The sequence below is a fragment of the Kribbella sp. NPDC031520 genome, assembly GCF_055580825.1.
In genome coordinates this window covers 853,667-874,336 of record NZ_JBVIKS010000001.1, presented here as the reverse complement: position 1 = coordinate 874,336, position 20,670 = coordinate 853,667, and the positions used below count along the sequence as shown (strand labels likewise).

The 20,670-nt window shown below is 65.9% G+C and carries 14 protein-coding genes; 9 read left to right on the top strand and 5 right to left on the bottom strand.

Translation table 11 applies throughout. The features are described from left to right. Positions 1–73: 73 nt before the first annotated feature. Positions 74–1,159, bottom strand: coding sequence for a LacI family DNA-binding transcriptional regulator (locus ACZ5BU_RS04335; protein WP_465695446.1), 1,086 nt, complete (start codon positions 1,157–1,159; stop codon positions 74–76). Positions 1,160–1,266: 107 nt separating this feature from the next. Here ACZ5BU_RS04335 and ACZ5BU_RS04330 point away from each other — a divergent pair, with 107 nt between their 5' ends. Further along, positions 1,267–2,823, top strand: a complete 1,557-nt coding sequence (locus tag ACZ5BU_RS04330; protein ID WP_465695444.1) for an acyltransferase — start codon at positions 1,267–1,269, stop codon at positions 2,821–2,823. Positions 2,824–3,003: 180 nt separating this feature from the next. Continuing rightward, on the top strand, positions 3,004–4,086 hold the full coding sequence (locus ACZ5BU_RS04325) for a hypothetical protein (RefSeq protein WP_465695443.1): 1,083 nt from the start codon (positions 3,004–3,006) through the stop codon (positions 4,084–4,086). On the opposite strand, the gene ACZ5BU_RS04320 is transcribed toward ACZ5BU_RS04325, so the two are convergent. Both ACZ5BU_RS04320 and ACZ5BU_RS04315 read right to left on the bottom strand, forming a co-directional pair. Next, entirely contained in the window at positions 4,034–5,293 is a 1,260-nt protein-coding gene (locus ACZ5BU_RS04320) for an MFS transporter (protein WP_465695441.1), read from the bottom strand. The genes ACZ5BU_RS04325 and ACZ5BU_RS04320 overlap by 53 nt on opposite strands. Next, positions 5,290–5,874 (bottom strand): helix-turn-helix domain-containing protein, encoded by a 585-nt coding sequence (locus tag ACZ5BU_RS04315; protein ID WP_465695439.1) that lies wholly within the window; start codon positions 5,872–5,874, stop codon positions 5,290–5,292. Before ACZ5BU_RS04315 ends, ACZ5BU_RS04320 begins: the two co-directional genes overlap by 4 nt. A 174-nt stretch (positions 5,875–6,048) precedes the next feature. Between ACZ5BU_RS04315 and ACZ5BU_RS04310 the strand changes: the two genes are divergently transcribed. The 5 genes from ACZ5BU_RS04310 (at position 6,049) to ACZ5BU_RS04290 (ending at position 15,106) form a co-directional block, all read left to right on the top strand. Beyond that, a complete protein-coding gene (locus tag ACZ5BU_RS04310) occupies positions 6,049–6,441 on the top strand; it encodes a hypothetical protein (protein WP_465696711.1) in 393 nt (130 codons plus the stop codon). 633 nt (positions 6,442–7,074) lie between these two features. Further along, complete coding sequence (locus tag ACZ5BU_RS04305; RefSeq protein ID WP_465695438.1) at positions 7,075–7,773, top strand: hypothetical protein; 699 nt, start codon at positions 7,075–7,077, stop codon at positions 7,771–7,773. Positions 7,774–8,022: 249 nt separating this feature from the next. Then, positions 8,023–13,281 (top strand): RHS repeat-associated core domain-containing protein, encoded by a 5,259-nt coding sequence (locus tag ACZ5BU_RS04300; protein ID WP_465695436.1) that lies wholly within the window; start codon positions 8,023–8,025, stop codon positions 13,279–13,281. Beyond that, positions 13,245–13,667: an SCO4402 family protein gene (locus ACZ5BU_RS04295; RefSeq protein ID WP_465695435.1), complete on the top strand. Its 423-nt coding sequence runs from the start codon at positions 13,245–13,247 to the stop codon at positions 13,665–13,667. Before ACZ5BU_RS04300 ends, ACZ5BU_RS04295 begins: the two co-directional genes overlap by 37 nt. Before the next feature lie 1,052 nt (positions 13,668–14,719). Beyond that, positions 14,720–15,106, top strand: coding sequence for a hypothetical protein (locus tag ACZ5BU_RS04290; protein ID WP_465695434.1), 387 nt, complete (start codon positions 14,720–14,722; stop codon positions 15,104–15,106). Between the two features lie 1,084 nt (positions 15,107–16,190). Here the strand turns inward: ACZ5BU_RS04290 and ACZ5BU_RS04285 are convergent. Next, the gene (locus ACZ5BU_RS04285; protein ID WP_465695433.1) at positions 16,191–16,421 is read right to left on the bottom strand and encodes a type II toxin-antitoxin system Phd/YefM family antitoxin; all 231 of its coding nucleotides are present in this window, start codon (positions 16,419–16,421) and stop codon (positions 16,191–16,193) included. 717 nt (positions 16,422–17,138) lie between these two features. Here ACZ5BU_RS04285 and ACZ5BU_RS04280 point away from each other — a divergent pair. Together ACZ5BU_RS04280 and ACZ5BU_RS04275 are read left to right on the top strand one after the other, a co-directional pair. After that, positions 17,139–18,230 carry a class I SAM-dependent methyltransferase gene (locus ACZ5BU_RS04280; RefSeq protein ID WP_465695431.1) on the top strand — a complete coding sequence of 364 codons (1,092 nt, stop codon included), beginning with the start codon at positions 17,139–17,141 and terminating at the stop codon, positions 18,228–18,230. Next, positions 18,227–19,327 carry a hypothetical protein gene (locus ACZ5BU_RS04275; protein WP_465695430.1) on the top strand — a complete coding sequence of 367 codons (1,101 nt, stop codon included), beginning with the start codon at positions 18,227–18,229 and terminating at the stop codon, positions 19,325–19,327. Before ACZ5BU_RS04280 ends, ACZ5BU_RS04275 begins: the two co-directional genes overlap by 4 nt. Before the next feature lie 212 nt (positions 19,328–19,539). Here ACZ5BU_RS04275 and serC read toward each other — a convergent pair whose 3' ends face one another. Then, the gene (serC, locus tag ACZ5BU_RS04270; protein ID WP_465695429.1) at positions 19,540–20,664 is read right to left on the bottom strand and encodes a phosphoserine transaminase; all 1,125 of its coding nucleotides are present in this window, start codon (positions 20,662–20,664) and stop codon (positions 19,540–19,542) included. Positions 20,665–20,670: the final 6 nt, after the last annotated feature.

Below are 20,670 nucleotides of genomic sequence, written 5' to 3'. Positions count from 1 at the left end.
ACCTAACCGGTTAAGTTTCGAAACCCTAACCGGTTCAGTAACAGCCTGTTCGTTACGAGGATGTGATCTGTGGTCAGCTGCGCGCGGGGCCGGACGACTCCCGCGGGCGGAGCTCGCCGGCAGGCGCCTCCTCGTGCACGACGGTGCCGGCGGTGACGATCCGGAGCAGCAGGTCGGCGGCCGCGCGCCCGCGTTCCATCGTCTTCTGGTCGACCGCGGTGATCCCGGGGCGCGCGAGTTCGCACAGCGGCGAGTCGTCCCAGGCGATCACCGACACCTCGCCGGGTACCGCCGTACCGAGGTCCATCGCGACCCGCAGCGCCGCGACCGCCATCAGGTCGTTCCCGAGCACGATCGCGGTCGGCGGATTCGGCCCGGTCAGGAGCCGGCGGGTCAGTTCGGCGCCGTCGTCGTACCGGTACGTGCCCTCGAGGTGCCGTACGGCGATCCCGCGCCGCTCGGCCTGCTCGCGCAATGTCTGGACGCGCAACCGCTCGTGGATGAACGTGAACGGCCCGCTGACGTGCGCGATGTCGGTGTGCCCGAGCTCGGCGAGGTGATCGAGCAGCAGTTCGACGGTCTCCGTCGGCGAGCTGATCAACCGTCCGACGGTGTCGTCCAGTTCGTTCGAGCTGACCACCACGCACGGCACCCCGAGCTCCTCGAGCAACGGGATCCGCGGGTCGTTCTCGAGCTCGTCGAACAGGATGAAACCGTCCACGCGACCTTGGCGCGACCAACGACGCAGTACGTCGAGATCCTCGCCGTGCTCACCCGTCAGCCGGAGCAGCAGCGACGAGTCGACCTCGTTCAGGTACTGCTCGATGCCGACCAGCGTGCGCATGTAGAACGCCTCGGTGGAGATCAGCGTGGGGTCCCGCGCGATCACGATGCCGATCGTCCGGGTCCGGCTCGCGGACAGCGCGACCGCGGCGGAGTTCGGGTGGAAGCCCAGCTCTTCGGCCAGGTCGAGGACGCGTTGCCGGGTCTCCTCGCTGACACCGGCGCGGCCGTTCAGGGCGTACGAGACGGAGGCCTTCGAGATGTGCAGGCGGCGCGCGAGGTCGCTGATCGTGACCCGATGGGTTCGGCGCGTGCCGCCCGGGCCGTCGTTGTCCCCGCTGTCGTCGCCGTCTGCCACCGGTCCGCTCGTGGTCATCGCCCGGCCGCCCCTCGCGCCGACGAAAAAGTGTTCATGTCAGACGGGAGGTTAGCAGCGGCTTCCCGGGGCTAGCCTGAGTGGCGAGATTTGGATAGCGTTTTCCCATGTTGCCGAACGAGCCGTTGCGCCTCGATTTCCTGCCGTGGGAGTACAAACGGACCGCGTCGGAGGAGGAGCGCGAGCGGCAGGCCGAACGGCAGGCGCGGCTCGGCGGGTCGGTCGAGCTCGCGGACGACGTGTACGTCGCGGAATCGGCCGCGGTGTACTGCGACGAGCTCCGGATGGGCGAGCGTTCCTACATCGCCGCCCACGCGTACGTCACCGGCCGGATCACGCTCGGTGCCGACTCCACGATCAACCCGTTCTCCGCCGTGCGGGGCGTGGTGACGATCGGCGACGGCGTCCGGATCGGCGCGCACACGTCGCTGCTCGCGTTCAACCACGGCACCGCGCCGGGCAAGCCGATCTTCACGCAGCCGCACACCGCGCTCGGCATCACGATCGGCGACGACGTCTGGATCGGCTCGAACGTCACGATCCTCGACGGGGTGACGGTCGGCCCGCACACGATCATCGGCGCCGGCGCGGTGGTCACGAAGGACGTTCCGGCCAATTCGGTGGCAGCCGGCAACCCCGCCCGCATCCTCCGCTCGCGGACAGGAGCCTCCGTGTCAGGTGACCTTCGGACCCAACTGGCCGACTTCGCCGCGAAGGCCCGCGGCCAGGTGGACGACGTACTCGCGCGCTGCTGGGACGGTACGCGGTTCGTCGACCGGCCCGGCCTGGACCGCGAACCGGAGATCCGGCCGTGGTGCGACGCGATCGAGATCGCGGACCTGCTGGTACGCCGTACGCCGGCGGGTCATACTCGCGACGACCTGGTCCACTTTCTTCGCTCATCGTCAGGTCGAATCACTGTGCTGGAAGGCCCTACGAGCTATCACGTTCTGTGCGTCGGCTATGCGCTCCAGCTCCTCGGCAGCAGCTTCTCTTCTCCGATCGACACCTCCTTCGAGCTTGCCGAGCTCGACAAGTTGCCCTGGGCAAGAAGGGCGTGGTCGGCGGGCGCCGGAATCGATGCTCTCGGTACGGCGCTCGCTCTGCAGGACGGTGGCGATCCGGGTCAACTGGAACTGCTGCTGGGCTGGCTGCTCACGCACGTCGATCCCGCGACCGGGATGTGGGGTACGCCGCATCCCGACGACGGACTGCTGCAGGTCGTGAACGGCTTCTACCGCCTGACCCGCGGCACGTACGCGCAGTTCGGCCTGCCGCTCCCGTACCCCGAACAGGCCGTCGCCACGGTTCTTGCCCACAGCAACGACCGCCGGATGTTCAGCGGCGACAACTACAACGCCTGCAACGTTCTCGACGTCATCCACCCGTTGTGGCTGGCCCGCAAGCAGACCTCGTACGGCGAGGCGGAGGGGCGCCGGTGGGCCGAGGAGCGGCTGCGCGCGATCCTGCCGCGCTGGGTCGACGGTTCCGGTTTCGCCTTTGCGCCCGACGGTACGGACGACAGCGCGGTCCCCGGCCTGCAGGGTACGGAGATGTGGTTGGCGATCATCTGGCTGCTGTCCGACTACCTGGGCGTATCCGACGCACTCGGCTACCGCCCCCGCGGCGTACACCGCCCGGAGCCACTCGTCAGCTTGCGCTGACCCACGCTGAGGTACAGCTCCGAGGAGGTTTGGGTAGGACCCCGATGGCACCTTCGTGGGGAACTTCGGCCTACCCTGGCCACGTGGATCCCCGCACGCGCCGCCTGGTGACCTCCCTCGTACTGGCCGCCCTGGTCGTCATCGTCGTGGTCGCCGCCTTCTTCCGCTAACGTCTGGCGTATGACCGCCGCCGGTGAACGTTCGTCGTACCTGATGCGGGCCGGGATGGTCCGGAACGTGCGGTCGGGGGAGCACCTGACGACGTTCGTGGTCTCCGGGGTGGCGACGGTGCTGCTGACGCGGCTGATCCTCAGCCTGAGCGGGTACCCGCAGATCGGCGGCAAGGGTCTGCACATCGCGCACGTGCTGCCGGGCGGCCTGCTGATGTTCATCGCGATCTCGCTGCTGCTCGGGTACGTCGGCCCGGTGGTGCGGCCGGCCGCGGCGACGATCGGCGGGATCGGGTTCGGGCTGTTCATCGACGAGGTGGGGAAGTTCGTCACCTCGGACAACAACTACTTCTACAAGCCGACCGCGGCGATCGTGTACATCGTCTTCGTACTGATCGTCCTCGGCTTCCGCTTCCTCACCACCAGACGCCCGATCGACCCGCGGGAGGAGCTGGCCAACGTCATCGACCATGCAGTCGAGGGCGTCTCCGGCGGCCTGTCCCGCCGGCGCCGGGCCGAGGCCTCGGAGCTGCTGCGAACCGTACCGCCGGACGTGGGTGGACGGCGTGAGACCGCCGAGCTACTGGCTGCCTGCCCGCCGGACGAGGTCGAACTGGCCGCTCCGGTCGACGCGGCCTGGCAGGCGATCCAGCGCGGGTTCGAACGGCTTGCCACGCACCCGAAGGCGCCGACGGTCGCGGTCGCCGTACTGGCCGTTCAGGTCGTCGGTGAGCTGGTCATCGCCGCCGTACTGGGCGACGGGCTGAACCACCTGCCGGTGATCGGCGTGACCGCCAGCAGCTTGCTGTCGGCAACCTTCACGGTGCGGGGCGCACTGGCGTTGCGGAAGGGCAACCGGGCCCGTGCGGTCCGGCTGTTCGAGCTGGCTGTGCTGGTGTCGTTGCTGATGACCCAGGTCTTCCAGTTCGCCGCCACGCAGTTCGCTGCTGCCGGCGGCATGCTACTGGACCTGGTGATGCTGGGCCTGCTGCGCGCGGAGCGGGAGCGCATGCGTACCGCACGGGATGCTGCTGCGAAGGCTAAGACGCACGGACTGCCTCCCGAGCCGTCGTTTCCGGAGAAGCCGGCGTAGCCTTCCAGCTCTCGTGGCGACCGATCAGCACTGGTGACATGGTCGCGATGAGGTAGATCGCACCTCCCGCGAGCAGTGCAGGCGCGAGACCGATGCCGGCGATTGCTGCACCGGCTACGACGCCTCCCAGTGGTACGCCGGTCCAGCAGGCCGCGTTCGACAGCGAGTTGACCCGGCCGAGCAGGTGACCGGGGATCCGCTCGACGCGGATCGCACCGAGCACGGGGTTGATGAAGCCCGCGCCGATGCCGCCGACGGCGTACACCGCCATCAGCGCCCAAACCGGCACGTCGGTCGCCATGGCGATGAAGCGCGGAGCTCCCGCGATCAAGAACGCCACGGTGAAGACCAGCTTGCGCGGGATGCGGTCGCCGATGGCCGACGCGAGCAGGGCGAACGCGGTGGCGGTCACGCCGAACGACGTGAGGATCAGACTGGTGTGGCCGGGGCCGTAGCCGTGTTCCCTGATCCAGACGGGCAGCAGTACTGTGCCGATCGCGGCGTCGAGCAGGTTGGTGACGGCGATCATCGCCACGAGCGGGAGTAGGAGCCGGTCCTGGCTCAGGAAGTGCCAGCCCTCGCGAAGCCGGTGGCCGTAGCTCTCCTCGCTCTCGTTGTGCGTCGGTTGCCTGTCCTGCTTGGGGATCCAGCGGGCGATCAGTACGGCGCAGACGCCGAACGACGCTGCGTCGATCCAGAGCGCGTTGACTGCTCCTACCAGCGTGATCAGTCCGCCGGCGAGTGCGTACGCGAAGAAGCCGGCCAGGCGTTCCGTCGTACTCTCGAGGCCTGTCACTCGTTCGAGCGGGACCTTGGCCGCTCGGGCGATGTCTGGGATCAGGGTCTCCTTCGCGGAGTCGCCTGGTCCGCGGAGTGCGCCGGCGATAGCTACCAGCACCAGCAGGGTGGGGAAGTGCAGTAGGCCGAGGGTGTGCAGGAGAGGTACGAGCGCGACGATGCCGGTGCTGGCGGTGTCTGCCAGGACGCTGATGCGACGGGCGCCGACCTTGTCGATGAGCGGGCCGCCTACGGCCTTCACGATGACCAGGGGCGCCATCTCGGCTAGTGCGACCAGGCCTGTTTTTACGGGGGATCCTGTGGTGATCAGTACGAACCAGGGGATGGCGATCGCGCTGACCTTGGTACCGCAGATCGAGACGACGTTCGCGACCAGGAACGCGACGAGCGGGGCGCGATTCCTGGTCATCGTGTCTCGCGAGGAAAAGCCTGGATCTGCACGGTGACCTGCTCGGCGCCTTCCGGCAGGGGAGCTGTCAGGTCGTCCGTCTTGTACTTGTCGAGCACCGCCATCACCTCGTGCATCATCGCGTCGAGCTGATCTGCCCGCAGGTGAAAGAAGTAGTCGGACAGCACGCTGGCGTCCCGCCAGTCCTCAGGCATCGTCTGCATCGCGTCGATGAACGCGAAGATGTTCTGGGCGTACGTCTGCCCGACCCCGTGCAGGAAGCCCAACGCCAGCTCGGGCTCCTGGTCCAACAGCTCGGCCTTGTCGAACTCGGTCCCCTGGTGCGCCGCCTTCCACCACCGGTCGCGTGCGTTTCCCCGGCTGTCGTCCTCGACAACCAGCCCCGCCTCCGCCAACTGCCGCAGGTGGTAACTGGTCGCTCCCGTATTCACCCCGAGCCTGCCGGCGAGTGAGGTCGCCGTCTGCGGCCCGTACACCCGCAGCAACCCCAAGATCCGATTCCGCATCGGATGCGCCAACGCCCGCACCAGCTCCCGATCCAGCCGGACTGTACGCGATTGGTTGCTGCTCTCGTCGCTCATGCTGTCGATCTTAGGACTGCACACGCTCTTTGCAAAGACTCTTTGCAAACAATCTGTGCGATCAGTTGTCCACAGATCCCAAGTCGCCGCGCGGCGGCGGGCCGGATCGCGGCATCTTCTCTGTCGACCACAGGTCCATACCGATGGAAGCGAGAACCAACGATGATGCGAGTGATGCTCGACGAGGCCGACTACTGCGACGTCCCCGCCGACCTGATGACCTTCGACGATGGCGCAGTGATCTTCTGGCAGAAGGGCGAAGAGGTAGGCCGGCACCGCCAGTCCCGGATCCGCTCCCTGGAGCCCATCAACCCCAACTCCATGACCCGGCGAATCCAGAAGGCCCGTAGAACCGCCCCGAACGCCTTCCGCCGCTGGACCCCCGAAGACGAGCAGCTCCTCATCGAGGGCTTCCACAACGGCACCCCCTACGACGACCTCGCCGCATCCCTGGGCCGCCAGGAAGGCGGCATCATCAGCCGCCTGAGAGACCTACGCCTCCTGGACGAAGACTCAAACCCAACCACCCCCGACCCAGAAGACCCCGACCCCACCGACCAACCCTGACCCGCCCACCGCAAGCACGCACAAGGGCCGCCACCTGGTGCGCTGGGCTTGCCGTCGAACGTCAAGCGCTTGCGGCCTGACCGGAGCGGCGCCGGTGTTGCTGGCCGCCTTCGGCGGCGCGCGGGGGGTGTTGGGGGGTGCGGGTGCCGGCGAAGCTGAAGGTGGTTCGCGGAGTGCGGGTGGAGAGGCCGCCGCCTGGTGTGCGGGCCTGTCAGAGAGGTGAGGTGCTTGTGGGGTGACGGCCGCGGCGACTGTATTGCCGGTTCGAATGCAAGCCGGCCGCGGCGAACCTTCGTCACCCGGCCCGCCTACGACGACATGACAACCTGGTGTACGCGCAGTCGAACAGCGATCGCGCGCGGCCGCTGGTACGACCTTCAGGGAGGCTGCGGAGTGTCCGAAGAGGTTACCTATACTGATGCGATATGCGGCGAAACGATCTCATTAGCAGACGACTATCTCCTGCTCACGGTGTCGCGAAAAGGTAAAGGCGGTGGACAGGAATTCGTCGTCCATCGCGATTGTCTTGTCCGTGTCTTGCGCCCAGGAACGCAACTCGGTGAGGTCTTCGACATATAGGCTGGGCCTTTCCGTGGATCCGGATACAGCGATCGGGTTTCGATGCTCGTTTCCGTGACGAATCCCCGGGTTCGCTGTGGTGCTGCCGGGATTATGTCGGCCCGTCGGCGTCTGGGCAGCCAGCTGCGACGCTGCCCGAGGTGTCAGGCCACCTACAATCAGCGGCAGTTCCCATCTGGCACGCTCTACGACCGCTCGGTCCCGGGAGAATCGATGGCAGAGATATCGGAGTCCCCTGACTGGGGTGGGCTGCGTTCGGTGGTGGGTGGAGCTGACTTTGTACCAGCAGCAGTGACGCGATTGGTGAATGCGGCAACCGCAGAAGAAGCAACCTCGGCATATTGGGAACTCGACAACCGTGTGGTCGTGCAGGGGCAGCTGTTCGAGTCAGCGATGTGGACAGCAAGGGTCGTCTCGTACGCCATCTGTGATGGCGAGCCGTCCGAGTTCGGTCTGAGCGGAGCACTCGATCTCCTGGTAGAAATCGCGGCGGGCGAGTCGGACCAATCCGAGTTGGCTCTCGGAAACAAGGACCTCGGCGATATATGCCGACGTGAGCTCAGGCGATTCCTGCCCTGCTTTCGTGGGTTGGCGGGAAGCGACATCGATCAGATCTTGCTCGGAGTATTGGATCTCCTGGACCTTCTCGAGGTCGAGCGTGAGCAGGTGCGTGAGATTGCCAGGGCCATCCTCGAGCGGACAGTCGGTCCAGCGGTCGAGCGGCGTGCTCGCGAACTGATCGGAAATGATTGAGCTGCCGGCTAACCCAAACCTGGCGGCGCTCAGTCGTCGTGTGTGTTCTCCGCCAGGGGAAGCGGCCAAGTTGTTCTGGGAGCACCACGAGAGTGGCTGGAGCTCTGAGGTACTTAGCCCCGGCCGCTCGACCTCTGACCTGGGGCACTCACTCACTCCCAGTTCTGGGTTGACGAGGTCCCGGTCTGTGGGCCAGTCGGTGTCGGCGCGGGTCGAAGGACGCTGGCTATCTCGTCGAACTGTCGCCAGGTGTCTGCGCCGCTGGGTGAGGACACGCGTCAGCCGCCAACTGCAGGCACAACGCAGCAGTGGCCGGATCTCACCGGATATGGGGACCGCACCTACACCCACGACGACACCGGCCAGCTCATCGGAGTGACCAGCGAGTCGGGTGGTGAGGTCACCATGAAGTACGACGATCGCGGCAACGTGACGCAGACGACGACGTGCCGCGGCGCCGGGGGAACGGACTGCCATACCGCGTACAACACCTACTTCGCGAACGCCTCCTGGCCGGCCTTGGACCCGCGATGGGACAAGCCCTGGGAGACGCGTGACGCTCGCTCGTCGGGTCCGACCGACGACACCTACAAGGTGAACCGGAATCTGACGGTCTCCGGTGATGTGGCCTCCGAGTTCAGCCCCAACGGCGGGTTGAAGACCTACACCTATACCGACGGTGTGCAGACGGGCCCGGACGGGCAGCCGATGCCGCCGGGGTTGTTGCAGGCCGAGTCGGTGAAGGTGAATGCGTCGACGACGGCGGTGACGCAGTACTTGTACGACCAGTACGGCGATCTTGTGCAGACGACCGCGCCGTCCGGACTGGTGACGAAGTACACCTATGACGAGGTGGGGCGGAAGAAGACCGAGACGCAGATCTCGGACACCTACCCGAGCGGTGTGACGACGACGTACGACTACGACAAGATGTCGCGCGTCACCGCGGTGACAGGCCCGGTGACGACGGATGCTGTGACGGGTGAGCAGCACCAGCAGAAGGCTGAGCTGGAGTACGACGCCGACGGCAACGTGGTGACGGCAACCGCGCGGGATCTGAAGACGTCGGACGAGCCGCGGGTCACGACGATGACCTACGACGACCGGAACCGGCTGGCGTCGACGGTCGATGCCGATGGCAAGGAGTCGCAGCAGGGGTACGACGAGTTCGGGAACCGGACGTGGTCCGAGGACGCGAACGGGAACCGGTTCGAGTACAAGTACTCCGACCTGAACATGCTGACCGAGGTCTGGGACATGAACCTCCCGGCCGACCCGAACAATCCGCCGACCGACGGGCCTCGGGAGGGGATCGACTACGCGGTCCGTTCGAAGACGCAGTACGACCCGGCCGGCCGCAAGGTCGCCGAGGTCGACGCGATGGGCCGGGTCGTCAGCTACGTGTACAACCTGGACGACACGCTAAAGACCAAGACGCTCGCAGCATTCCATAACCCGGACGGATCCACGCGGCCGTACGTGCTGGAGGACAACACCTACGACGGCGCCGGGAACCGGACCCAGTCCAAGACCGACAACAGCAAGACCACGACGACGTACACGATCGACGCGGCTGGCAGGGTCTCGGCCCAGGTGGTCGACCCGGCAGGTTTGCAGCGGACGACGACCTACGACCACGACCTGGCCGGCAACGTCACCAAGCAGACGGACACCGGCAAATGGTCGAACGCTGACATCGCCGGACCGACGACGGTCACGGACACGACCAGTTATGTGTTCGACGCTTCCGGGCGACGGGTGTCGCAGACCGTCGAGAACCCGTCCGGGGCGATGACGACCTCGTGGACGTACGACCAGCGGGGTCTGGCGACGTCGATGACAACGCCGCGAGGTAACGCGAGCGGTGCGGTCAAGGCGGACTTCACCACGAGCTATGTGAATGACGAGCTCGGCCGGCTGGTGAAGACGGTCGCGCCGAAGGTGAAGGCTGAGCAAGACGGCGGTACAGCGACAGACGTGCAGCCGACGGCGGCGGTCGGGTACGGCGCGTTCGGGCAGGCGACCTCGTCGAAGGATGCGCTCGGCAATGTCACCAAGTCGACGTTCGACAAGCTTGGCCGGACCACCGAGGTGACTGCGACTTCGTATACGCCACCGGGTGGTGCAGCGCTGACGCCCAAGACGAGCTTCAGCTACGACGCGGTCGGCAACCTGTTGCAACAGGTCGACGAGCGCGGCAACACCACCAACTTCACCTACGACCACCTCAACCAGCAGGTGCAGGTCGACGCACCCGGCACGACGAACACGGAGCGGGCGATCACGAAGATCACCTACACGCCGAACGGGGATGTCGCCTCGACGACCGATCCGTTGGGTGCGGTGAAGCAGTACACCTACGACGACCTGGACCGGGTTGTCACCTCGACGGACGTCGAACGCAAGCCGACCGCGGCGAACTTCGTCACCCGGCTGGCCTACGACGACATGGACGACGTGGTGACCGCGCAGACGCCGTCGGGTGCGGTGGCGCTGAGCAGCTATGACTCGCTCGGACAGCTGACCAAGTCCACGGACCCGAACAATGTGGTCACCCAGTTGGGCTACGACTACGCGGGCCGTCAGGTGGTCTCTACCGACGGCATGGGACGCAGCAGCGTCGCGGCGTATGACCAGGCCGGGCAGTTGGTCGCGTCGAAGACGCTGAACGCGTCGAACGTCGCGCTCGGCACCACTGCGCTCGGGTACGACCTGGACGGCAACCTGGTCTCGTCGAGACCCGCATCGGGGAACCGCGCATCGACGTACACCTACGACGCGCTCGGCCGGCTGATCACGCAGACCGATCCGGTGTCGGCGACCGATCGGGTGAGCATCTCGTACGGCTACGACGCCGCGGGCAACCGCACCCGCTACACCGACGGCCGCGGCAACTCGACCACCTACACGGTCAACACGCTCGGCCTGCCCGAGAAGGTCATCGAACCCTCCACGACAGCTCATCCGGTGCTGACGGATCGGACCTGGACCGCGTCGTACGACGCGGCCGGGAACCCGGTCTCGCTGCTGTCGCCGGGCGGTGTCACGCGCACCCGGACCTTCGATGCGGCCGGACGGCTCCAGACCGAGACCGGCGCGAACGCGGAAGCGCCGACCGCGACCCGCAACCTGACCTACGACCTCGACGGACGGCTCGCGACCTCGAGCACGATCGACACTGCCGGCACAGCTGGCAGCTCCAGCGGGGTCAACACCTACACCTACAACGACCGCGGAATGCTCCTGCGCGCCGACGGCCAGTCCGGCACCTCGACCCAGGGCTATGACCCCGACGGTCAACTCACCCAACGCATCGACGCCGCCGGCACCGCCGACTTCACCTACACCAACGGCAGGCCGGCAACGGTCACCGACCCGGTCACCCGCGTCCTACAGACCCTCGGCTACAACGCTGCCGGGCAGCTCGCCTCGATCGACTACGGCTCCGGCCGGGTCCGCACGATCGGGTACGACGCCTACGGCCGGATGAACTCCGATGTGCTGAAGGCAGGCACGACCTCCGTGTCGTCCATCACCTACGGCTACGACGCAGACAACAACATCACCTCCAAGAACACCACCGGCGTCGCAGGCGCCGGCAACAACACCTATGCCTACGACCAACTCGGACGGCTCACGTCCTGGATGAAGGGAACTGCGACCACCACCTACGGGTGGGACGCCGACTCCAACCGCACCAAGGTCACCACGACCGCCGGCACGAAGCTCGCGTCGTACGACGAACGCAACCGGCTCCTGGACGACGGCACCTCCACCTACACCTACTCACCCCGCGGCGCGCTGCTGACCCAGACCACCGGGACAACCACCGAAGCGTTCAGCTTCGACGCGTTCGACCGGATGATCACGCGCTCCGCCCGCGACTTCACGTACGACGCCCTTGACCGCCCGGTCCAAGCCGGCACCGCGCGGATGCGCTACGACGGGTTCAGCGACGAGGTCGTCTCCGACGGCACCCAGTTCTTCGGCCGCTCCGCCTCCGACGGACTCCTGGCAGTCAGCTACGACACCACCAAACGCCTCGTCCTGGCCGATCGCCACGGTGACGTCTTCGCCGGCTTCGACCCCACAGACACCACCCTGTCGGCAGGCCTACCCGACTCCCGCACCTACGACCCGTTCGGCAACTCCACCAGCGCCACCGGCCTGAAGTACCGAGTCGGCTACCAAGGCGACTGGACCGACCCCCGCTCCGGCGACGTCAACGAGGGCGCCCGCTGGTACAACCCCGGCACCGGGAGCTTCAACTCCCAAGACTCCGTCAACGCAGCAGCAGGAGCCTCCAGCTCGGTGCTCAACCTGTACGGCTACGCCGGTGGCAACCCCCTCACCTACAACGACCCCGACGGCCACAGCCGCGTCGACCCCGAAGGCCCGAGCTCCAGCCACTGCTACCACGACCCGAAGAAGCCGATCACCGGCCCCGAGATCGACCCGCGCTACGGCATAACCTGCGACCCGCCACCAAACAAACCGAAGTGCACCAAGCCCGGCGGCGGAAAAGACTGCCCGCCGAAGCCCGACCCTTACTGCAAGCGGCACCCGAAGAGGTGCGATGGCGGGGGACATGACGGCGGTGGCGGCGGTGGCTGCAAGAAGAACTGCAACCCGCCATGCAAAACGCACCACTGCGGTCCCAAGCCCCCGCCCCCGCCGGTCTGCGACCCTCAGTGTCAGCTCAACAAGAAGATCAAGGCAGAACACGACGATCTTGAGCAGAACGCCAAGACGGTCGTACAACCACCACCTGGCAACCCTGCCTGCGCTAGCGGCAACCCTCTCTGCCCAGGCAACCCAGCCCAGCCGGCCACCGTCGTCACCTCTGGCGGCGACCTCACCGACGAAACGTCCGCCTGGTCCAACCAGCAGTACGAAAACGCCCTCAACTCCGGCGCCTCCGTCATCCAAGACGTCACCACAACCGGCACCTATAACTGGTTCACGCTTCCCATGGCAGATAACGGCCGGACCGGCAGCGTCGGCGGCGTCGGCGGCGGCGGCGGCGGTATCCCGGCGAGCGGCGGTTGGGGCATCACGCTAGGCGACCTGATCAGGGGCGGCATCGGGATCACAAGTCTTACTGGCATCCTGGTGACACTCGGCAACGATAAGACTGACGACGGAGAGAATGCGTCCTCCAGCGGGAGTGGCGAAGAATCATCAGATCCTGCCAGTTGGCTTGATGACCCTGACGCGCGAGGTAAGGTTCCGGAATCTTGGGGTGCGGGGCAGCCGAACAAGAAGGGGATCGGAACACGATGGGTTGATCCCGAAAACAAGAAGGGTAATTCAATTCGGATTGATAAGGGCGATCCCAATAACCCACAAGAAGCTCAGCAGCAGGATCATGTAGTGATTAGTCATGATGGCAAGCAGATTGGTCGGGACGGAAAGCCGTTGCCGGGCAGTTTGAAGGATAACTGGGAACAGGGTCACATTCCTCTCGATGAGTGGAAGACGTGGAAGAATTGGTGGAGCCCAAATTGAGTGAAATTCAGTTTCCGCGTATGCGACGTGACGTGATGGATACGCTTGCAGTCTTGTCGGACACTGAGTATCAAGAGCGGGCGTGGATTCGCAGGGAGGGTTTCCGGCCTGGGCAATACGACACTTTCGACTACCATGTTCACGTCTTGTATGACGATGCGGCCGTCCTCCCGGATCCGTCTGACTCTGTTGGGACCATCCTGCTCTCCGGTGATGAGATCGAGCGCCTTCGTGCTCTCGATCGAGTGCTAAATGTTCTACTTGATGATCATGGCGATGTCGGGCCTGAGATCTTCATGACCGACCCGCGATGGTCTGAGGTTGTGCGCTTAGCGGCGCTCGCGCTGTCCTCGATGGTTCGTCGCTGGGGTTTCGATATTCCGTAGGTCGATTCGGGTCTGCCAACGACGGGCATTGATGGCCGGAGTGAGTGTGCGGGACATCGTTCGACGCCTACTCGCTCACCCACGCAGTAACTATGAACGGCCGGGTTCATAACGAGGTCAAGGATGCGGTCATGCCACCGCGGGAGGTGATTGTGCAGCGCCTGTCGCTGCTCGACGGTGTGCAGCGTTATGTTTGAGCCTAGGGGGCTGCCGGGGGGCGCCGTTCGATCGGGTTGATCTTGCGGTTTGGCTGCGGGAGTAGATCCAGGTGGCCGGTTCGGCGGACGGGATGACGGTGGAGGTCCGTCGGGCCGAGCAGTCGGGACGCGGCATTACATCGTCGGCCGCGGCGCGTGAGGCTTCGGGTCCGGCGGTCGAGGTAGTCATTCCCTCAGACTGTTATCAGGTGCGGGTGTCGTCGTTCGAGGTGGTTTCTGCGGCGGAGGCCGCTGAGGTTTTCGGCCAGTACTACGAGACCGGCCAAGTCCCGGATGCTTTCCACCTCCGACAACTGTTTCTCTAGACACTGATCAGCTGCGATTCGTCCCTCGAGCTTCCGCGAGGAATGCATATTGGCTGGCCGTCGTCAAGAGGGTTGTCGTCGGGCTGCTAAACCCCAACCACGACAGACTCGCCGTTCTTCACTCAGATGGCAGCAGTTGGTACATGGCGGCTGGGCGCGGGCGATATCTGGAGTAGCCAGGCTCGACGTCGCTGACCCGCTCCGGGGTGGCTTCACAGAGGCGATCCGTCCACGCCTCGGCAAGCAGGTTCCGATCTGCCCGAGGTTTCAGGCCATCTAGAACCAGTGGCAGGTTCCCACTTGGCACGATCTACGACCCGCTCGGGCCCTGGGAGGATCGATGACAGAGATACCTGAGTCGCCTGAGTCGCCTGAGTCGCCTGAGTCGCCTGAGTCGCCTGATTGGAGTGGTCTGCGTTCGGTGGTGGGTGGAGCTGACTTTGTACCAGCGGCAGTGACGCGATTGGTGCATGCGGCAACCGCAGAAGAAGCAACTTCGGCATATTGGGAACTCGACAACCGTGTGGTCGTGCAGGGGCAGCTGTTCGAGTCAGCGATGTGGACAGCAAGGGTCGTCTCGTACGCCATCTGTGATGGCGAGCCGTCCGGGTTCGGTCTGAGCGGAGCACTCGATCTCCTGGTAGAGATCGCGGCGGGCGAGTCGGACCAATCCGAGTTGGCTCTCGGAAACAAGGACCTCGGCGATATATGCCGACGTGAGCTCAGACGATTCCTGCCCTGCTTTCGCAGGTTGGCGGGAAGCGACACCGATCAGACCTTGCTTCGAGTATTGGATCTCTTGGACCTCCTGGAGGTCGAGCGCGAGCAGGTGCGCGAGACGGCTAGGGCCATCCTCGAGCGGAGAGTCGGTCCAGCGGTCGAGCGGCGTGCTCGCGAACTGATCGGAAGTGATTGAGCTACCGCCTAACCCGCAACTTTGCCGGCGCTCAGATGCGCTCTTCGGGGGCATAGTCGCGCCGCGAGCTATCGATCAGGACTGTCGTTCTGCCTGGCGCTGGCCGTGACTTTCCGAAACAGCAGTCAAGGCTTCGAGATTGTTGGTAGAAGGCAACAAGGGTAACCAGAGTTCGGTAATCGGTAGCCTGACGGAACTGTATAAGAGGTGAACATTGTATACGAGAGATGGTCATGGTTTTCGGCTGCGGCTACTGCTTGAGGATGGAGAGTCGCCTGAATCGGTCTGCAATGTTGATGGGTGGATAGATACTTCAGATCGCGGATCGTGGGCTGCAACGTTCCTAACTTTGGCCGAGGTTGGCCGTCTGATGGAGCGATGGAGAGAAACGGGCGAGAATGCGTCCGGCGCCTACTTCGCCTGTGTCGATGGCATTATTATTCGTGAACCCGGAGTGGAAACGATAATGGCTGCTGCGCAGGACCTGGTGACCACCGGTGACTTTGAAACCTTTCTAATACGGTCTGAGGATGTTGAATTGTGAAATGGGCGGTGATTGAACGTTGGAACATCGCCGAGTTAGATGACCTACTCAATCGCCTCTTCACTTTCTTCTTATGCTCGCCGTCGGGGATCCGTAGTTCGTCGACACAACTCGGTGGTGGCTTGACGACTCGGTGATGTCGCCGCGGAGGTGGCTGAGCGTCGTCTCGACTTCGTCGACGGTGTGGTTCGGTACTCGGCGAGCCTTCGGAGTCCGTCTGAGGTCCCGTTCGATCGGAGCACCTCTGCGGTTCTGGCTGCGGGAGTGTATTCAGATGGCCGCCTCGGCGGACGGAAGACGGTGGGCGTTCGGTCGGTCGGAAGAGTCGGGCTGGGTCACTGCGTAGTGGGTCGAGCGGTGCGCGACGCGTTGCGTTAGCCGATGGACGTTGTGGTTCCCTGGGGGACGCTACGGCTGCGGGTGGCGTCGTGTGAGGTGTTCTCCGCAGGGGAAGCGGCCAAGTTGTTCTGGGGGCACCACGACAGCGGCTGGGGCTCTGAGGTGCTTAGCTCCCTCTGGCTCGACCTCTGACCTGGGCACTCACTCCCAGTTCTGGTCGATGAGGTCCCGGTCTGTGGGCCAGTCGGTGTCGGCGCAGGGTCGTAGGACGCTCGCTACCTCGCCGAAGTGACGCCAGGGGCTCTGCGTCGGTGGGCCGAGGACGGCTGCCGGCCTTCCGGCGACTGTGATTGTCAGTTGTTCGCCGGCCTCGGCTCGGCGGAGCAGTTCGTGGGCGTGTTGTTGGAGCTCGCCAATGTCCACGCTGGTCATGTCCCCAAGGTCGCACGAAGATCGCCGCCACCGTCAGGCGCCACGCCATCAGTCGGCTCACGCCCGACCGAAGGCCCGGAGGTCCGCTGACCCCACGGCGCGGTGAGGACGATCGCGGGGTTTGTAGATCGTCGAGTCGTGGGGATTGGTTCTGGTTTCGTCGTTTGAGCGGCCAATTTTCACGACTCGGCGGGAATCGGGCCGGGCAGCAGGCCTCGGGCGCGTCGGTCGAGCGGGCAGGCCGTGGGGTGAAGCTGGGCGAGCGGGGCTGGGCTGGGCCGGGAGTGGCGAGCGGGGCTGGGCTAGGCCGGGCGTGCGGAGGGGGGGCGGGCGTGGGAAGCGAGGTATTGGCAGCGGGCTGGAGAACGGCGGGTGGAACGGGGTGGAGAAGATGGAGTGCGTCTGGCCGGCGTTGCGGGGGTGGGCGAGACCCTTTTGTGATCTCGGGTGGGGGTCGGGGACAATGGCGCGGTGCAGGAAGAGGTGCGGTCGGGTGAGCCGGCGCGGCCGGAGGAGTCCGGGGCGCTGGATGTTGTGCGTGGTGCGTTGCTTGATCGGGGTGGTCTCGTACGGGGGCTGGCCTCGGGGCGGCGGCGGGGGAGTGGGGCGCCGGGGTACCTGCGGGTTGAGGTGCGGTATGTGGATTTGAAGGGGGAGCGGCACCTTCAGGTCACGGAGTTTGATGAGCGGCAGGCTCATACGCGGAATGTGCCGGACGTGGGCGTCGAGAAGGTTGTCGACGAGCTACTGGGTGCGGGGTACGGGTCTTGGCATGTCGAGACTACGAGTGAGACGTTGCGGCTGCGGTACACCAAGAAGGGTAAGGAGCTGCTGCACCGGCAGGATGATGTGCGGGAGCAGGAGACTGGTCACGATCGGGTGAAGCAGCGGGTGCTTGATCCTGCGGCGCCGTTCTTGATCGAGCTGGGGATCAGTGATCACCAGGGGCGGGTGAAGCCGTCTCGGCAGGCGAAGTACAAGCAGATCGAGGAGTTCTGCAAGCTGCTCGCGCCCGCGGTCGACGAAGCGATCGCCGCACGGCGGATCGTCGTCGAGAGCGGGTCTGCAGGCGGCAGCGAGCGTGCGTCCGCGGGTGGCGATGAGCGTGGGGCTGCGGGCGGCAGTGAGGGTGACGCTGGGGGTGGGCTGGGGCGGCCGTTGGAGGTTGTGGATCTGGGGTGTGGGAATGCTTATCTGACGTTGGCGGCGTATCACCTGTTGACGGCGCGTGGGTATGACGTGCGGATGACTGGTATTGACCACAATCCGGCGGCGCGGGCGCGGAATACGCGGGTGGTGGAGGCGCTCGGGTGGCAGGAGCATCTGCGGTTCCTGGATGCGACCATTCAGGGTGCGGAGCTGGACGTGCAGCCGGATGTCGTACTGGCGCTGCACGCCTGCGACACCGCGACCGACGATGCGCTCGCGCGGGCCGTGGGATGGGAGGCCGCGCTGGTTCTCGCGGCTCCGTGTTGTCATCACGACATCCAAAAGCAGCTGAAGAGCGTCACACCACCGGCGCCTTATGCGCTGATGACGAGATATGGCATCGTTCGTGAGCGGTTCGCCGACGTCCTGACGGATTCCCTGCGGGCGGCGGTGCTCCGACAGGTCGGTTACCGGGTGGAGGTGGTGCAGTTCGTGGACAGTCAGCACACGCCGCGCAATCTGCTGCTGCGCGCTGCGCGGACCGGTGCCAAGCCGACCGCGGAGTTGCAGGCCGAGTACCAGGCGATGGTCACCGAATGGCAGGTGACGCCGCGGCTGGCGCAGCTCCTGCTCCCCCGAGGTGCTGAGGTGGTTTCGTGAGACAGCTCCGGACGGTAGTCGCCCTGCTGGGTGCGACGCTCTGCACCCTGGCGGGTGTCGCACTGCCCGCCTCGGCGAGCGGCAGCGCGGACCCGGCGTCGCCGGCGCCGCAGAAGCTGTTCTCGATCAAGGACGACCGGATCCATCAGCCGACCGGGCTGGCCAAGAGCGCCAAGCACCAGGGCACTTATTGGGCTGTGAGCAGCTCTGGGGACACCGGGCGGGTGTTCGCACTCGACTCGTCCGGCAAGGTGCAGGCCGTGTTCAGGTTCGGCGCGAAGGTCAAGGACGTCGAGGCGCTCGGTATCGACCGGAACGGCACGCTGTACATCGCCGACATCGGTGACAGCCAGGCGAGCCGGGACCAGATCGAGATCTACACGATCCCGGAGCCGGAGAATCTGCAGGACTCGTCCAACGTGAAGTACCACCAGTACGACTTCAAGTACCCGGACGGCGCGCACGACGCCGAGACGCTGCTGATCGATCCCGAGACCAGCCAGCTGTACGTCGTGACGAAGTCGTCCAAGGGCGCCGGCGCGATCTACTCCGCGCCGGCCTCGCCGACCCGGCAGGGCACGAACGATCTCAGCAAGCTCGCGCCGGCGCCGACCGGCGTGATCACCGACGGTACGTTCCTGCCGGACGGCCAGCGCGTGGTACTGCGGACCTCGACCGACCTCGCGACCGTGGCCTGGGGTGACGACCCGAACGCCATCGCCCGCAGCGCCGCGCTGCCCGGCGAGGGCGACAGCATCGCGCTCGGCGGCACCGCCGGCACCGTGGTCTTCGGAGTGAGCGGCGCGAACCCGGGCGTCTACCAGCTGGCGGTGCCCGCCAAGGCGACGACCGGTACGAAGACGCCGACGGCCGGCGCCACCCCGAAGGGCGCGACGACGAACGACAGCAACAACTCGGACAGCTCCGGCAAGAGCCACAACCTGATGTGGATCATCATCGGCGCTGCCGTGTTCGCGCTGATCGTCACGATCTTCACGTTCCCGCCGGGCCGCCGCGAACGCCAGGACCGTCAGGCCGAGAACGACCGCCTGACCGGCCAGTCCCCGCCCACCCCGCACCGCCGCCAGCACTCCTGACCCCGCTCCCCGGTCCGATCCCGCTCCCCGGTCCGACCCGATTTGCTGGGTCGGCCAGGCAAATTGCTGGGTCGGCAAGGCAAACGCGGGGTCCCGGACCCGGATACGGGGTGGGGAACCCACAAGCTCGCTGGCTTACCCAGCAAATTGCGGGGCGCGGATGAGCGAGAACAGCCGCCGCCCCAGGGGACGGCGGCTGCGGACGGGGCGGGTTACTTGAGGTTCTCGACCACGTAGTCGATCGCCTGGGTGAGCTTCTCGACGTCGTCCGGGTCGACCGCCGGGAACATCGCCACCCGGAGCTGGTTGCGGCCGAGCTTGCGGTACGGCTCGGTGTCGACGATGCCGTTCGCGCGCAGCGTCTTCGCCACCGCGGCCGCGTCGATCGAGTCGTCCAGGTCGACGGTGCCGATGACCAGCGAGCGGGCGTCCGGGTCGGTGACGTACGGCGTCGCGTACTCGGACTTCTCGGCCCACGTGTACAGCCGGTTGCTGGAGTCCGTCGTACGTCCGACGCTCCACTCCAGGCCGCCCTGGCTGTTGATCCAGTCGGTCTGCTCGGCCATCAGGAACAGCGTCGACAGCGACGGCGTGTTGTACGTCTGGTTCTTGCTGGAGTTGTCGATCGCGGTCGCCAGGTCCAGGAACGCCGGGATCCAGCGGCCGGACGCAGTGATCTCCTCGACCCGGGCGAGTGCCGCCGGGCTGAGCAGCGCGATCCACAGGCCGCCGTCCGAGGCGAAGCACTTCTGCGGGGCGAAGTAGTACGCGTCGACCTCGTTGAGGTCGACCGGCAGGCCGCCGGCGCCGGAGGTGGCGTCGATCGCGACCAGCGAGCCCTCGTCGGCGCCCTCGACCCGCTTGGCCGGCGCCATCACACCGGTGGAGGTCTCGTTGTGCGGCCACGCGTACAGGTCGACGCCGGCCTCCGCGACCGCGACCGGGCGGGTGCCGGGGTCGGCCTTCACGATCGTCGGGTCACCGAGGTGCGGCGCCTGCTGGGCGGCCTTGGCGAACTTCGAGGAGAACTCACCGAAGCTCAGGTGCTGGCTCTTCTCCCGGATCAGCCCGAACGTCGCGATGTCCCAGAACGCGGTCGACCCGCCGTTGCCGAGCACGACCTGGTACCCGTCGGGCAGCTGGAACAGCTCGGCGACGCCCTCCTGGAGCCGCTTCACCAGGTTCTTCACCGGCGCCTGCCGGTGGGAGGTGCCGAGCAGCTTCGCGCCCTCGGTCGCGAGCGCGGCGACGGCTTCGGGGCGGACCTTCGACGGACCCGCGCCGAAGCGGCCGTCACGAGGCTTGAGCTCTGCAGGAATCTGAATTTCGCCGGTCACCAGCGC